This window comes from Methylobacterium sp. ARG-1, from assembly GCF_001262595.1.
Lineage (GTDB): Bacteria > Pseudomonadota > Alphaproteobacteria > Rhizobiales > Beijerinckiaceae > Methylobacterium > Methylobacterium brachiatum.
Genome location: NZ_LHCD01000016.1, coordinates 58,077 through 72,882, shown reverse-complemented (window position 1 = coordinate 72,882; position 14,806 = coordinate 58,077). Strand labels below are relative to the sequence as shown.

Sequence of the window (14,806 nt, the reverse complement as noted above, 5' to 3'; positions counted from 1 at the left end):
GGGGCCGACTGACTTAGGAAATCAGATCCAGCTTGGCCGCCTTGAGCCCGTTGGCGCGGATCGTGTCCGGCAGGGCCGAGAAGTCGCGGTATCCGGCCTCGCGCGCCATGGCGTCGAGCGCCGTCTGCTCGTCATCGGCCGCACCGGTCCAGATTACGGCGCCGCTCTTCGTCTGCTTGATCTGAAAGATGCTCATGGACCGCTCCCCGGTGGTACGAAGACCATCGTTCTAATAACGGCGTCTTGCGCGGTCGGTTGCAGGACAATGGACGTATACCCCGACTCTTTTGACCGACCTGCGACCTGCGGCCCACGGTCCGGCGACGGACCCGCGCCGAAGCGCTATGCTGGCTCCGTCGCCTCGGCCCGCGCCATGAAAACGCCGATCTGCCCAGCGACGGAGAGACAAGACCAATACAGGGCCGCCAGCGAGGCTTCCGTTTTGCCGACTTTTTCCGGGCGCGCGTCCCGCCTCTGCCTCCTATGCGGGTTTGCGATCCTCGCCGCTTCTCCCGCGCGCGCCGTGGAGACGGCTGCGGTTCCCGATGCCGCCGCGATCGCGCCGGCCGTCACCGTGATCCCGGCCGAGCGTCGCGAGATCGTGGAACGGGCCGTGGTCACCGGCACGCTGGTCCCGCGGGACGAGATCCTGGTCGCCCCGGAGGTCGAGGGCCTGCGCATCACCGAATTGCTGGTCGAGGAGGGGGATCGGGTCACCAAGGGCCAGGTTCTCGCGCGCCTGTCGCAGGAGATGATCGTCACCCAGGAGGCCTCGAACGTCGCCGCGGTCGCCCGGGCCGAGGCGGCCATCGTCCAGGCCAAGAGCCAGATCGTCCAGGCCGAGGCGGCCAATGTCGAGGCCAAGCTCGCCCTGGAGCGGGCCCAGTCGCTCGCCAAGACCGGCAACGCCACCGCGGCCGTGCTGGAGCAGCGCGTCTCGGCGGCGCAGGGGGCCGAGGGCCGCCTGGCCGCGGCACGCGGCGGCCTGCAATCGGCCCAGGCCGACCTCGCCACCGCGCGGGCGGCCGGATCCGAGATCGCCCTGCGGCGCGCCCGCACCGATATCCGCGCCCCGGAGGCCGGCATCGTCAACCGCCGCACCGCCCGGGTCGGCGCCTCCGTCACGGCGGCGGGGGAGCCCCTGTTCCGGCTGATCGCCCGCGGCGAGATCGAGTTGGAGGGCGAGGTGCCCGAGACCTCGCTCGCGCGCATCACGGTCGGCGACCCGGCGAGCCTCGATCTCGACGACGGCCGCCAGCTGCGGGGCAAGGTGCGCCGGGTCTACCCGGAGGTCGACCGGGCGACCCGCCTCGGCAAGATCCGCATCCGCCTCGCCGACGATCCGGTCCTGCGCATCGGCGCCTTCGCCCGCGGCACCGTCGAGGTGGCGCGCCGGGAGGGGATCGCGGTCCCGGTCTCCAGCCTGCTCTACGCCGCGGACGGCCGGGCCAGCGTCCTGGTCGCCAAGGACGGGCGCGTCGAGGCGCGCACCGTCACCACGGGCCTGTCATCCGAGGGCTTCACGGAGATCCGCTCGGGCGTCGCGGCCGGCGAGACCGTCGTGGCCCGGGCCGGCAGCTTCCTGCGTGACGGCGACCGGGTGCGGGCCGTTCCCCGCCCGACCGCCGGCACACCCATGAGCGCCCCCGCGAGCCCGCCCATGGCCGACGCGGCCCCGCGGTAGGACAGAGTCATGCGCCTCAACGTCTCCGCCTGGGCGATCCGGAAGCCGCTGCCCTCGGTGGTGCTGTTCCTGGTCCTGATGATCCTCGGCCTGGTCAGCTTCCGGGCCCTGCCGATCACCCGCTTCCCGAACATCGACATCCCGATCGTATCGGTGACGATCACCCAGTCGGGCGCGGCGCCGGCCGAGTTGCAGACGCAGGTCACCAAGTGGGTCGAGGATTCGATCGCCGGGGTGAAGGGCGTCAAGCACATCCTCTCGACCATCACCGAGGGCATCTCGACCACGACGATCGAGTTCCGCCTGGAGGTGAACCAGGATCGGGCGACCAACGACGTCAAGGACGCCATCGCCAAGATCCGCCAGAACCTGCCGCGCACCATCGACGAGCCGATCGTCTCCCGGGTCGAGATCGCCGGCCTGCCGATCATGATCTACGGCGCCTCCGCGCCCGCCATGACGCCCGAGGACCTCTCGTGGTTCGTGGACGACGTGGTCGCCCGTGGCCTGCAGAGCGTGAAGGGCGTCGGCGGCGTCGAGCGCCTGGGCGGCGTCGCCCGGGAGATCCGGGTCACGCTCAAGCCCGACCGGCTGCTGGCGCTCGGCATCACCGCGGCGGACGTGAACCGGCAGCTGCGTCTGACCTCCGCCGACATGGCGGGCGGGCGCGGCGAGGTCGGCGGCCAGGAGCAGTCGATCCGCGCGCTCGCCGCCTCGGCGAGCCTCGAGACGCTCGCCAAGACCTCGATCGTGGTGCCGGGCAACCGCAAGGTCCGGCTCGACGAGCTGGCGACCCTGTCGGACACCGCCGAGGAGCCGCGCACCTTCGCGCGCTTCAACGGCGAGCCGGTGGTGGCCTTCGCGGTCTCCCGGGCGAGCGGCGCCAGCGACGCCGACGTCTCGGTCGGGGTCGCCAAGAAGATCGCGGCGCTGCACGCGGCCAACCCGGACGTGCGCTTCGACCTGATCGACACGAGCGTCGTCAACACGATCGGCAACTACCACTCGGCCATGATGGGCCTGATCGAGGGCGCCGCCCTGGCGGTCGTGGTGGTGCTGCTGTTCCTGCGCGACTGGCGCGCCACGCTGATCGCCGCCGTGGCGCTGCCGCTCTCGGTGCTGCCGACCTTCTGGGTGATGAGCGCGCTCGGCTTCTCGCTCAACGCCGTGAGCCTGCTGGCGATCACGCTGGTCACCGGCATCCTGGTGGACGACGCGATCGTGGAGATCGAGAACATCGTCCGGCACATGCGGATGGGGAAATCGCCCTACCGCGCCTCGCTGGAGGCCGCCGATGAGATCGGGCTCGCAGTCATCGCCATCACGGCGACGATCATCGCGATCTTCTCGCCGGTCTCGTTCATGGGCGGCATCGCCGGCCAGTATTTCAAGCAGTTCGGCCTGACCATCGCGGCCGCCGTGTTCATGTCGCTGCTGGTGGCGCGGCTGATCACGCCTTTGCTCGCCGCCTATTTCCTGCGCGACCACGGCCCCGATCACACCAAGGACGGGTTCGTGATGCGCGGCTACACCCGGCTGGTGGCCTGGTCGGTCCGGCACAAGTTCATCACGCTGATCCTCGGCATCGCGTGCTTCGCCGCCTCGATCGCCTCCACGGGCCTGCTGCCCGCGGGCTTCCTGCCGGCGGAGGACCAGGCGCGCACGCTGTTCGTGCTGGAGCTGCCCCCGGGGGCCCGGCTCCCGGATACGGTGAAGCTCAGCGACAAGATTGAGCACAAGATTCGGGCGCTGCCCGAGGTGAAGAGCGTCTTCGTCGATGGCGGGCGGCAATTGCCCGGCAAGAAGGAGGTTCGGCTCGCGACGTTGACCATCAACCTCACGCCGAAGAACGCCCGCACGCGCACCCAGAAGCAGGTCGACGCGGAGGTCGCCGCGATCCTGCGCGAGGAGCCGGACATCCGCTTCTGGGCCTTGCGCGAGAGCGGCCAGCGCGACATGGCCCTGATCATCGCCGGCCCCGACAAGGCCGTGGTGGCCGATGTCGCGGCCAAACTGCAGCGCGAGGCGGCCCAGATCCCGCACCTCGTCAACGTCATGTCGACGGCGCCCCTCGACCGGACCGAGATCCGCATCCGGCCCAAAGCCGGCGTGGCGGCCGATCTCGGCGTCTCCACCGACACGATCGCCGAGACCGTCCGGGTCGGAACGATCGGCGACATCGGCATGAACCTCGCCAAGTTCAACGCCACCGACCGGCAGGTGCCGATCCGGGTGCAGCTGCCCGAGAGCCTGCGGGGCCGCCTGTCCGAGCTCGAGACCCTGAAGGTCCCGGTGAAGGGCGGGGCTGCGGTTCCGCTGGCGACGGTGGCCGATATCAGCCTCGGCCAGGGCCCCACGGGAATCGACCGCTACGACCGCGCCGTGCGCGTCGCCATCGAGGGCGACATGCAGGGCACCGACGCGCTCGCCGAGCTGATCAGCCAGGTGATGAACCTGCCCACCGCCAAGAGCCTGCCGCCCGGGGTCACGATCAGCCAGACCGGCGATGCCGAGGTGATGGGCGAGGTGTTCGAGGGCTTCGCCCTGGCCATGGGCGCCGGCCTGATGATGGTGTTCGGCGTGCTGATCCTACTGTTCGGCAACTTCCTGCAGCCGCTGACCATCCTGTTCTCGCTGCCGCTCTCCATCGGCGGCGCGATCCTGGCGCTGCTGATCTGCCACATGCCGATCTCGATGCCGGTGGTGATCGGCATCCTGATGCTCATGGGCGTGGTGACCAAGAACGCGATCATGCTGGTCGACTTCGCGGTTGAGCAGATCCATGCCGGCGTCGACCGCACCACCGCCATCGTCGATGCCGGCCGCAAGCGGGCGCGGCCGATCGTGATGACCACCATCGCCATGGCCGCCGGCATGGTGCCCTCCGCCATGGCGTTCGGCATCGGCGGCGAGTTCCGCGCCCCGATGGCGGTGGCGGTGATCGGCGGCCTGATCGTCTCCACCGTGCTGTCGCTGGTCTTCGTGCCGGCGATCTTCGTGCTGATGGACGATCTCTCGCGCCTGCTCGGGCGGCTGTTCGGCCGGTTCGTCGGCGAGCGCGACGACCCGCTGGACGAGCCGGGCTACGGCGAGGCAGCGCATCCGGCCAACGATGGCCGCGCGCTGCCGCCGCGGATCGCGGCCGAATAGCATCGGGCGGGCGACGCGGCATTGCGCGCCGGGCCCGGATGGGTTGTGAGTCACGCCCGACGAATCAACGGGGAATCGGGAAACGATGTCGGGTGGTCACGGGGTGATCGAGGGTTCGAACAAGCGCGTGGCGCTGCTGATCTCGATCCTGGCTTTGTTCCTCGCCTTCAGCGAGACCCTGGGCAAGGCGGCCCAGACGGATTCCATCGGCTCCAACGTCGAGGCCGCCAACCAATGGGCCTATTTCCAGGCGCGCACGATCCGCTCGACGGTGCTGAAGACCGCCGACGAGGCGCTGGCCCTGGTGCCGCCCGGCCCGAACCAGGACGCGATCGCGGCCAAGCGCGCCGAATGGGCCAAGACCCTGGCGCGTTGGGAATCCGAGCCCGCCACCGGCGAGGGCCGCAAGGAGCTGACCGCCAAGGCCCGGGCCTCCGAGGAGCGGCGCGACCTGTCGCTGCTCCGCTACCACCATTACGAGCTGGCCTCGGCGGCCTTCCAGATCGGCATCGTGCTGGCCTCGGCCGAGGTGATCACCGGCATCGCCATCCTGGTCTTCGCCGGCGGGTTTCTCGGGCTGGCCGGCGCGGCGCTCCTCGGCTTCGGCTACCTGGCGCCGCACGCGCTGCCGTTCTTCCACTGAAGCACCGTCCCGTACGGGGGTGACCGGCCTCCGGGTTGATGCTCTGACACCGTGACGGACGCGCGTTCGGCCCGAGGCCCGCCCGCTGTCATGGCTTCACCGGGGGGATGCAGCGCGATGGTCGAACAGGACGACGAGCAGGGGCGCCTGACGCGGCTCGCCAGCGGGATCTTCCTGCACACCGAGCACGCGATCTACGCGGCTTTGGGCCTGCTCCTGGCGGTCACCGCGCTCACCGCGCTGATCGACGCCGCCGGGCTGACCTGGGAGGCCCTGCGGGCGCTCGGGGGCGCCGAAAAGATCCTGGAAGTGATCGACCGGCTTCTGTTCCTGCTGATGCTGATCGAGATCCTGCACACGGTGCGGGTCTCGATGCGGTCCGGCAAGCTGACCTGCGAGCCGTTCCTGATCGTCGGCCTCATCGCCTCGATCCGGCGGGTCCTCGTGATCACCCTGCAATCCTCGGAGATCACCCACGCCAAGGATTGGTCCTCGGAGAAGCAGGCCCTCTTCAACGCCTCGATGATCGAGCTCGGCGTGCTGGCCGGCCTGATCATCACGATGGTTCTGGCGATCTTCCTGCTCCACCGCGCCCGGGACGACGGCAAGCCGGCGGGCGACGAGACGACGAGCGGCGGGAGCTGACGGCGACGCGAGGACTCGACAGCGAATCGACTGCATACGCGCGACCCGCGTGATATCATTGATTCCATGAGCCTCGTCTCTCTCGACACGCTGGCAATCGCACGGAAGCTTCAGGCGGCCGGTTTTTCGGACGTCCAGGCTGAGGCCATGACCGGCGTGCTGCGCGACGCCCATGAAGCCGATCTGTCGACGCTGGTTACGAAGGTCGATCTCAAGACGGAACTCCGCCTCCTGAAATCTGCGCTCGGGACAGACACCGCGGTGGTTAGGTCCGACCTCAATGCGGAATCCGCCCTCTTAAGATCGGATCTCAAGTCTGAGATTTCCCTCGTACGTTCCGATCTCAGGACAGAGATTGCCGACACGAAGTACGAGATTTTGAAGTGGGTGCTTTCGGCGATCGGCTTCCAGACCATTGTGGTCGTCGGTGCCAACGTGGCGTTGACCAAAGGCCTCCACTGAGCCGGCCCTGACGCCCCCTCAGTTCAACCGCAGGATCGCGGCGTTAAGCAGCGTCGCGAAGGCGACCCATCCGGCGTAGGGCACGAGCAGCCAGGCCGCGAGCCGGTCGAAACGCCAGGACAGGCGGATCGTCCACAGCACCATGACCAGCAGCATCGCCACCACGATCAGCCCGGTGCCGATCGCGTGGGCCGTGAAGAACACCGGCGTCCAGGCGGCGTTGAGGGCGATCTGGACCAGGAAGGCAACGAGCGCCAGCCACCAGCCCTCGCGGCTCGGCCCGGTGCGCGGCATGGCACCGAGCAGCCGCCAGAGCGAGACGGCGATCATCGTGTAGAGGATGGTCCAGGCCACCGGGAAGACCCAGTTCGGCGGGTTGAAGGATGGCTTGGTCAGGCCCGCATACCAGCCCGGGATCTCGGCCTGGGTCGCGGCCGAGCCAATCGCCGCGGTGAGTGCCACGGGCACGATCGCGGCGGCCAGCCGCAGCCAGCGCGGCAGGGCCGGGCCCTCGGGGACGTGAAGCGCGGCAGGCATCGTCGTTCGTTCTCCGCTCACGCATCATCCCGAAAGGCAGGGGCCGGCTTTCGGCAAAGATGATGCAGGGTCAAGGCACAGGTTGCAGGCGCGCATGCGCCGTGGCACGCGCCTGCCTCCATCCGCCGGAATCGCCAGATGTCAGAGCCTAACGCGCCGCAACGGGATACGGATACCGGCACGCCGGCGGGCTTCTCCCGCCGCAGCCTCGCCGCCCAGGCCATGGGGCGGATCGAGCCCGAGACCCGCGCGGTGGTGATGCCGCTCCATGTCTCCACCACCTACATCCGCGATCCCGACAACGGCTATTCCTCGGGCTATTGCTACGCCCGGCCGGACAACGCCACGGTGCGCGAGGCCGAATCCGTCCTGGCGATGCTGGAGGAGGCGCAGGCCGGCGCCCTGCTGTTCGGCTCGGGCATGGCGGCGGCGACCGCCGTGTTCGGCGCCCTGGAGCCGGGTGACCACATCGTCGCCGGCACCGTCATGTACTGGGCGCTCAAGCGCTGGCTGCGCGAGGAGGCGCCCCGGCGCGGGCTGACCCTGACCTTCGTGGACACCGACGACACCGAGGCCCTGCGGGCCGCGATCGAGCCCGGCCGGACCAAGCTCGTCTGGATCGAGACCCCCGGCAACCCGCTCTGGACCGTGACCGACATCACGGCCGCCGCCGAGATCGCCCACGCCGCCGGGGCACGGCTGGCGGTGGACTCGACCGCGGCCTCGCCGGTCCATACCCGCCCGCTCGAGCTCGGCGCCGACATCGTGATGCATTCCGGCACCAAGATCCTGAACGGTCATTCCGACGTGGTCGCGGGCGTGCTCGCGGGCGCCAGGGCGGACGCGTTCTGGGAGCGGATCCGCGGCATCCGCGCCGGCAGCGGCGGGATCCTGGGTCCGTTCGAGGCCTATCTGCTGATGCGCTCGCTCAGGACCCTGCACCTGCGGGCGGCGGCACAAGCGGCCGGCGCCCTGCAGCTGGCCGAACGCCTGTGCGGGCATCCGCATGTGAGCCACGTCCTCTATCCGGGTCTGCCGGACGATCCCGGCCACGCGGTGGCGCGCCGGCAGATGCAGGACGGCTTCGGCTTCATGCTGTCGATCCGGGTGACGGGCGGCGAGGCCGGGGCGATCGCCACCGCGGCGCGGGTGCGGCTGTGGAAGCGCGCGACCTCGCTCGGCGGGGTCGAGAGCCTGATCGAGCACCGGGCCTCGGTCGAGGGTCCGGGCAGCCCCTGCCCGCCGGACCTGCTGCGGCTCTCCACCGGCATCGAGGAAACCGACGACCTCTACGACGATCTCGACCAGGCCCTGCGCGGCGCGCACGGCGATTGATCGGCGCCGGCGTGGTGCCGAAGGCCGTCCTGGCGCGTTGTGCCGGCAACACCGCCGGCGCACGCCGCCCCAGACTGCGAGTCTCACCACCATGAAGGCCCACCGGACCGCCCATTTCCGCGCGCACCTCGCCGGCACGCTCGCGCTCCTGGCCCTCGGGTCCGGATCCGCCCGGGCCGACACGGTGCCGGACCTCGACGTGGAGACGACCTGCAAGTCGGCCCAGGTCGCCAACACCGCGATCAGCGACAAGGCCAATTACGACGGCTGCCTCCGCTCCGAGCGAGAGGCCAAGCGTGAGGCCGAGAGCCACTGGGGCAACTACACGTCCGCCGCCAAGCGCCAATGCGAGAGCCAGTTCAAGGCGGGCGGCTACCCGTCCTATGTCGAGATGGTGACCTGCCTGGAACTGGCCTCCGGCACCGTGCCGACTCAGTCCGGCCAGGGCGGTACCGCTGTCGGCGGTCCGGGCTCGCCCAAGGCCGTCAAGGCGCAGCGGGAGGGCGGCGCCAACCTCACCAAGGAGCCGCCGGCCAGCCAGCGCACGAACCCGATGGAGGTTCTGGAGAACAAGTAGGCCGGAAACCCGCCCCCGGATTCGACCCCGGGGGCGCAAAAGCCGGCGTCAGCGTGCTATGCGCGGGCCTCCACGCCCAGAGCCCCGCCGGATCCGTGAACGCCCTCGCCATCATCGCCCCGATCTTCGGGATCGTCCTGATCGGCTGGGGCGCGGCGCTCACCGGGCTCCTGTCCGACAAGGTCAGCGACGGCCTCTCGGAATACGTCTTCGCGGTCGCGGTGCCGGCCCTGATCATCGCGACGCTGACCCGGCCGGGCATGACCGGCGAGGTCGCCTGGAGCTACTGGATCTCGTATTTCGGCGGCGCCGGCCTGTCCTGGTTCGTCGGCACCCTGATCGCCCGGCGGCGCGCCGGGATCGAGCGGCGCGGCGCGATCCTGCACGGCTTCGCGGCGAGCCAGTCGAACACCGTGTTCGTCGGCGTGCCGATGATCCTCCAGGCCTATGGCGAGGACGGCGCCTTCCCGCTGTTCATGCTGCTGGCCGTCCACCTGCCGCTGATGATGGGTTGCGCCACCTTCCTGATCGAGTCCGATTCCGGCCTGCCGGTCCTCGCCCGGATCCGCGGCCTCGCCCTGGTCCTGCTCAAGAACCCGATCTTCGTGGCGCTGATCATCGGCATGGCGATGAAAAGCCTCGGCGTCACCCCGAGCGGCATCCCCAAATCGCTGATCGACGCCTTCGCGGGCACCGCCTCGACCTGCGCGCTGGTGGCGCTGGGCGCCGGGCTCAAGCGCTACCGGGTGCTGTTCGATCTCAAGGGCGCCCTGGTGATCGCGGCCCTGAAGAACCTGCTGCACCCGCTGGCCGTGTGGCTGCTCGCCTTCCACGTCTTCAGGATGCCCATCGCCTATGCGGGCGTCGCAACTCTCTTTGCCGCCATGCCGGTGGGGATCAACGCTTACCTGCTGGCGGCCCGCTACCGGACCGAGACCGGGATGGTCGCGGCCTCCGTGCTGGTCTCGACCCTGCTGGCGCCGCTGACGACGCTCCTCTGGCTGACGATCCTCGGTCGGGCGTGACGCCGCGGCCGCGGCGTCACTGGGCGCGTTGGACGGCGGAGCGCTCCGGTCTAGGGTAGCGCCAAGCGCGGGGCCGAAGCCCCATACCCTGTAGGCGAGGAAACCCCATGAACGCTCCGATGCGCCCCCCGGGCAGCGCCTCTCCGTCGGCCCCGGCCTCGGCCCGTTTCGTCTGGGAAGACCCGTTCCTGCTGGAGGACCAGCTCACCGAGGACGAGCGGGCGATCCGCGACGTGGCCCAGAGCTTCGCGCAGGAGCAGCTCCTGCCCGGCATCGTCGAGGCCTATGCCGACGAGAAGACCGATCCCAGCCTGTTCCGCAAGATGGGTGAACTCGGGCTGCTCGGCGTGACCCTGCCGGAGGAATACGGCTGCGCCGGCGCCTCCTACGTCGCCTACGGGCTGGTGGCGCGGGCCGTCGAGGCAGTGGATTCCGGCTACCGCTCGATGATGAGCGTGCAATCCTCCCTCGTGATGTACCCGATCCACGCCTACGGCTCGGAGGAACAGCGCCAGAAATTCCTGCCGAAGCTTGCCTCGGGCGAGTGGATCGGCTGCTTCGGCCTGACAGAGCCGGATGCCGGCTCCGATCCCGCCGGCATGAAGACCAAGGCGGAGAAGATCGACGGCGGCTACCGGATCTCGGGCGCCAAGATGTGGATCTCGAACGCGCCCTTCGCCGACGTGTTCGTGGTCTGGGCGAAGTCGGACGCGCATGACGGCGCGATCCGCGGCTTCGTTCTGGAGAAGGGGATGAAGGGCCTCTCCGCCCCGACCCTGAAGGGCAAGCTATCTTTGCGCGCCTCCACCACCGGCGAGATCGTCATGGAGGGCGTCGAGGTCGGCGAGGATGCGCTGCTTCCCAACGTCTCCGGGCTCAAAGGTCCGTTCGGCTGCCTCAACCGGGCGCGCTACGGCATCTCCTGGGGGGCGATGGGCGCGGCGGAGGATTGCTGGCACCGGGCGCGCAACTACACGCTGGAACGCAAGCAGTTCGGCCGCCCTCTCGCTCAGACGCAGTTGGTCCAGAAGAAGCTCGCCGACATGCAGACCGAGATCGCCCTCGGCCTCCAGGCCTCGCTGCGGGTCGGCCGACTGATGGACGAGGGCAAGATGGCCCCCGAGATGATCTCGCTGATCAAGCGCAACAATTGCGGCAAGGCCCTCGACATCGCCCGCACCGCCCGGGACATGCACGGCGGCAACGGCATCATGGGCGAGTACCACGTGATGCGCCACGCCCAGAACCTTGAGACGGTCAACACCTACGAGGGCACTCACGACGTCCACGCGCTGATTTTGGGCCGGGCGCAGACCGGGTTGCAGGCGTTCTTCTGAGACTTGGGGACGGAGCCCCTCCCCCGCCCCGGCACCTCTCAACTACACCCTCATCCTGAGTGCGGCGCAGCCGCCTCGAAGGAGGCCTCGAGGGATCGCGCGGCCGGCTGGAGGGCTCCTTCGAGGCCTCCGCTGCGCTCCGGCGCCTCAGGATGAGGCCGGGGTGATAGATCGGTGTCGGCAGGAACGCCGCTACGTCCCACCCTCTTCCCCGCCCAGCGACCATTCCAGCACCCGTGCCAGGTGGTCGTATGCCCCGTACTGGCTGGCATATTGCGGGTAGGGCCGGGCCGTGTAGGCAGCCTCGCCGGTAAGGAAGCGGGCGATCAGGCCCTTCAGGCGGGCGGCGTGTTCGGCCACGATCGCCTCGACGCTGCGCTCCTCGCCCCGGGGGGGCTTCACTGGGGCCGGGACGAATGGCTTCCGCCCGCCCGAAGCGTGGATGTAGAGCAGGTCCGGCGTGGTCTTCACCGCCGGCAGGCCGTCGAAGGCGCCGTGCATCAGCATCGCCGCCTCCAAGGTCAGCTGCGGCGAGAAGCCGGAAAAGATCATCTTCGCCGAGGGTGGCGTGCCGGTCTTGTAATCGACGATGCAGGCGCTGCCGTCCGGGCGCAGCTCGATCCGGTCGGCCCGGGCGCGGAGGGTGAAGCTCTCGCGGCCCATGGGGATCACCCAGCGCCCGGAGACCTCCGGGTGGATGCGCCTCAGGCCCGGCCGGCGCTCCGCCTCCCAGGCGAGATAGGCCGCGGCCATGCGCTCGTAGCGCGGCCACCACTCCGCGTAGAGCTCCGGATAGGTGTCGGCGATCTCGCCGAAGGCGTTGGTGGCGATGGCGAAGAGATGCTCCTCCGGCCGCCGCGGCAGGCCCTCCGGATGGAGCCGGGCGAACTCCGCGAAGATGTCGTGGACGAGCGAGCCGCGGGTGGCGACGCTCGGCACCGCGGCCAGCGGCTCCAGGGGATCGAGCCCGAGCACGTGGCGGGCGAAGATGCTGTAGGGGTCGCGGACCAGCGTCTCGATCTCGGTGACGCTGAGCGAGCGCGGGAACAGCGCCGGGTCCGGCTTCGGCGCCGGGCGCTTCAGCCGCTTCTCCAACGGGGCTGCGTCGAGGCGGGCGGCGAGGCCGGTGAAGCGCCGTCCGGCTTCCAGCACTGCCTCCCAGCGGGCATCACCGGACAGGGCGCGCAGGCGCTGGATCAGGCGGGACGGCACGGTCGGCGAGCCCTCGCGCTTGAGCGCCCGGGTGATCACCGCGTCGCGGCAGCCGAGCGCCTGCATAAAATCGTGCGCCATCTGGCCGATGCGCCGCTCGGGCGGGTTGAGGCCGACCCGCTCGCGCATCGGCCGGTTGAGGAAGGCGTCGGTCAGGGTCCGCACCGGCCAGACGCCCTCGTCGAGGCCGCCGAGCACCACCCGGTCCACCGACAGCAGCCGCGCCTCCAGCAGGCCGAGGATGCGCAGGCGCGGGTGCGGCGCCTCGCCGGAACAGCCGACCAGGCGCTCCCGGGCGAGCGAGGTGAAGAAGGTCGCGTAATCGTCGAACCGCCCCGGCATCAGGCCGGGCTCGGCCATCTCCAGATCGTCGAACAGGGCGTCGAGGCAGGACAGGGATCCGTCCTCGATCTCCTCCAGCGCGTCCTCCGGGCCTGCGATCAACCAGTCGCAGGCGGCGCGGTGGAGCGCAGCAACGGCGACGAGATCGCACGCGCCGGCCCCGTCTGGGCCGGGAAACGCGGCGAAAACCTGGTCCAATCGTTTGAGCAAGTCTTCCGCGAGGTCCCAGTCGATATCCTTCAGGCGGCGCTTGGCCCGGGGGCGGCGCTCCGGCGGCCCGACGCGCTCGGCCGCCAGGGCATTCCGCAGCCCGGAAAAGCCCGGGGCCGGGACAGGGCCGCGCAGCAGCCCGATCTCCAGGGCGGCCGCGCCGCGCACCACGTCGGACCGGGGCAGGCCGAGGCGGACCATCGGGTGCGAGAGCAGCGCGATCAGCCGGGCCGGGATCGCGTCGGCCTGGTTGCGGGCGAGGTCTGCGGCCAGCTCCGCGGTGAGCCGGGCAAGGCGTCCGGCGGGGCTCCCGGCGAGCGCCAGCCCGGCCGAGTCCTCGGCGACGATGCCCCAGCGCAGAAGTTCAACCGCGACCCGGCCGGCGAGCCCGCGATCCGGGGTCACCAGGGCCGCGGTGGCGCCGGGCACCTCAAGGGTCTCGCGCAGGGCGAGCGCCGCGACCAGGGCCTCCTCGCGCTCGTCGGCGGCCTCGGCCAGCGCCAGCCCATCGAGGCCCCGTTCGGCGATTGCGTCCCGCATCTCCGGGTCGAGATCGGCCCAGGCATCGGTGGTGTCGGCCGGACGCAGGGCCTGCGACAGCAGCATGGACCGCGCCGCCTGGCCGGCATCGGGATCGCCCACGGCCACGATTTCCGCCCGCGACAGGGCGAGGTTGTCCGGCCCGAGCAGCCGGTGCAGCACTGCCTGGGGATGCCCGTGGGCGATCACCCGCGAGAACCCCTCGCCGGTATCGATGCCGGACCAGCCGGCCTCGTCGAGGTCGAGATCGAGCCCGGGCAGGACTACGGCGCCCCGGGGCAGCTTCGCCACCGCCGCGATCAACCGGGCCGTGGCGGGCACGGAGCCGAGCGATCCAGCGACGATCACGGGATCCGTCGGCGCGGTCCGGGCGAGGCGCTGGCCCTCGGCGAGGACGAGGCCCCGGGCGCGGGCGACCGGGTCGGACAGGCCGCGCTCGGCCAGGAGCTTCGGCCAGTTCTCGGCGGCGATCTTCACGAAATCCAGGGTCAGGCCGAAATAGCGCGAGTATTCGGCCTCCACGGCGGCGCCGATCTCCGACCAGGGCAGGCCCTCGACGGTGAGCGCATCCATCAGCCGCTCGAGATCGCCCGCCAGCCCGACCGCGTCGGCGGGCGAGGACGGCACCAGGAACGGCACCTCGGCATCCAGCGGCAGCAGGGTCCGGTCCACGGTCTGCGCCCAGGCCTGGACCAGGCGGGCCAGGATCAGCCGCCGCTCCAGGGGCGGCATCGGCGTGCTGAGCGGATCGTTGTCCTCGAGCAGCGGCTCGGAGGCGAGGTCGAGCTCCGCCTCGTCGGCCTCGCCCAGGGGGATCATCCGGGGCAGCAGGGCGGCGTAGCCCGGCGCGCCCCGCTCCTGCGCAAGCCGGCCGAGCCGGTCGGCCAGGATCGCGCCGAGCGCCCGCGCGGCGCGGCGGGTCGGCAGGTAGATCGTGACCGCGGCGAGCGCCAGCGGATCCTCCGCCACCGGCCCGACCAGCCGGCCGGCCAGCAGTGCCTCGGCGAGCGCCGGCAGAAACGGGACGCCCCGGGTGATGGTGAAGACGGCCTGCCGCTCTGACATGGGGCGCCTTGTACGCGCGCGCGGCGGGCCGGGACAGGGGCG

The 14,806-nt window shown here is 70.6% G+C and carries 12 protein-coding genes; 9 read left to right on the top strand and 3 right to left on the bottom strand.

The genetic code is table 11. The features are described 5' to 3' along the window. Positions 1 to 13: 13 nt before the first annotated feature. Positions 14 to 196 carry a hypothetical protein gene (locus tag AKJ13_RS16595; RefSeq protein WP_007567057.1) on the bottom strand — a complete coding sequence of 61 codons (183 nt, stop codon included), beginning with the start codon at positions 194 to 196 and terminating at the stop codon, positions 14 to 16. Positions 197 to 373: 177 nt separating this feature from the next. Between AKJ13_RS16595 and AKJ13_RS16590 the strand changes: the two genes are divergently transcribed. The 5 genes from AKJ13_RS16590 (at position 374) to AKJ13_RS16570 (ending at position 6,584) form a co-directional block, all read left to right on the top strand. Next, positions 374 to 1,684 carry an efflux RND transporter periplasmic adaptor subunit gene (locus tag AKJ13_RS16590; RefSeq protein ID WP_050734346.1) on the top strand — a complete coding sequence of 437 codons (1,311 nt, stop codon included), beginning with the start codon at positions 374 to 376 and terminating at the stop codon, positions 1,682 to 1,684. Positions 1,685 to 1,693: 9 nt separating this feature from the next. After that, the gene (locus AKJ13_RS16585; RefSeq protein WP_050734345.1) at positions 1,694 to 4,834 is read left to right on the top strand and encodes an efflux RND transporter permease subunit; all 3,141 of its coding nucleotides are present in this window, start codon (positions 1,694 to 1,696) and stop codon (positions 4,832 to 4,834) included. Positions 4,835 to 4,919: 85 nt separating this feature from the next. Then, complete coding sequence (locus AKJ13_RS16580) at positions 4,920 to 5,477, top strand: DUF4337 domain-containing protein (protein ID WP_050734344.1); 558 nt, start codon at positions 4,920 to 4,922, stop codon at positions 5,475 to 5,477. A gap of 117 nt (positions 5,478 to 5,594) precedes the next feature. Then, a complete protein-coding gene (locus AKJ13_RS16575) occupies positions 5,595 to 6,122 on the top strand; it encodes a phosphate-starvation-inducible PsiE family protein (protein ID WP_050734343.1) in 528 nt (175 codons plus the stop codon). A gap of 66 nt (positions 6,123 to 6,188) precedes the next feature. Beyond that, the gene (locus tag AKJ13_RS16570; protein ID WP_050734342.1) at positions 6,189 to 6,584 is read left to right on the top strand and encodes a DUF1640 domain-containing protein; all 396 of its coding nucleotides are present in this window, start codon (positions 6,189 to 6,191) and stop codon (positions 6,582 to 6,584) included. 18 nt (positions 6,585 to 6,602) lie between these two features. On the opposite strand, the gene AKJ13_RS16565 is transcribed toward AKJ13_RS16570, so the two are convergent. Next, complete coding sequence (locus tag AKJ13_RS16565) at positions 6,603 to 7,121, bottom strand: TspO/MBR family protein (protein WP_050734341.1); 519 nt, start codon at positions 7,119 to 7,121, stop codon at positions 6,603 to 6,605. A gap of 138 nt (positions 7,122 to 7,259) precedes the next feature. On the opposite strand from AKJ13_RS16565, the gene AKJ13_RS16560 reads away from it, so the two are divergent. From AKJ13_RS16560 to AKJ13_RS16545, 4 genes are all read left to right on the top strand, one after another. Next, the gene (locus tag AKJ13_RS16560) at positions 7,260 to 8,456 is read left to right on the top strand and encodes an aminotransferase class V-fold PLP-dependent enzyme (RefSeq protein WP_050734340.1); all 1,197 of its coding nucleotides are present in this window, start codon (positions 7,260 to 7,262) and stop codon (positions 8,454 to 8,456) included. 91 nt (positions 8,457 to 8,547) lie between these two features. Further along, positions 8,548 to 9,033, top strand: a complete 486-nt coding sequence (locus tag AKJ13_RS16555; protein WP_050734339.1) for a hypothetical protein — start codon at positions 8,548 to 8,550, stop codon at positions 9,031 to 9,033. Positions 9,034 to 9,128: 95 nt separating this feature from the next. Then, positions 9,129 to 10,058, top strand: coding sequence for an AEC family transporter (locus tag AKJ13_RS16550; protein ID WP_050734338.1), 930 nt, complete (start codon positions 9,129 to 9,131; stop codon positions 10,056 to 10,058). A 107-nt stretch (positions 10,059 to 10,165) separates the two neighbouring features. Further along, complete coding sequence (locus AKJ13_RS16545; protein WP_050734337.1) at positions 10,166 to 11,395, top strand: acyl-CoA dehydrogenase; 1,230 nt, start codon at positions 10,166 to 10,168, stop codon at positions 11,393 to 11,395. Positions 11,396 to 11,587: 192 nt separating this feature from the next. Here the strand turns inward: AKJ13_RS16545 and addB are convergent, their stop codons facing one another. Continuing rightward, positions 11,588 to 14,764 carry a double-strand break repair protein AddB gene (addB, locus tag AKJ13_RS16540; protein WP_050734336.1) on the bottom strand — a complete coding sequence of 1,059 codons (3,177 nt, stop codon included), beginning with the start codon at positions 14,762 to 14,764 and terminating at the stop codon, positions 11,588 to 11,590. Positions 14,765 to 14,806 lie beyond the last annotated feature (42 nt).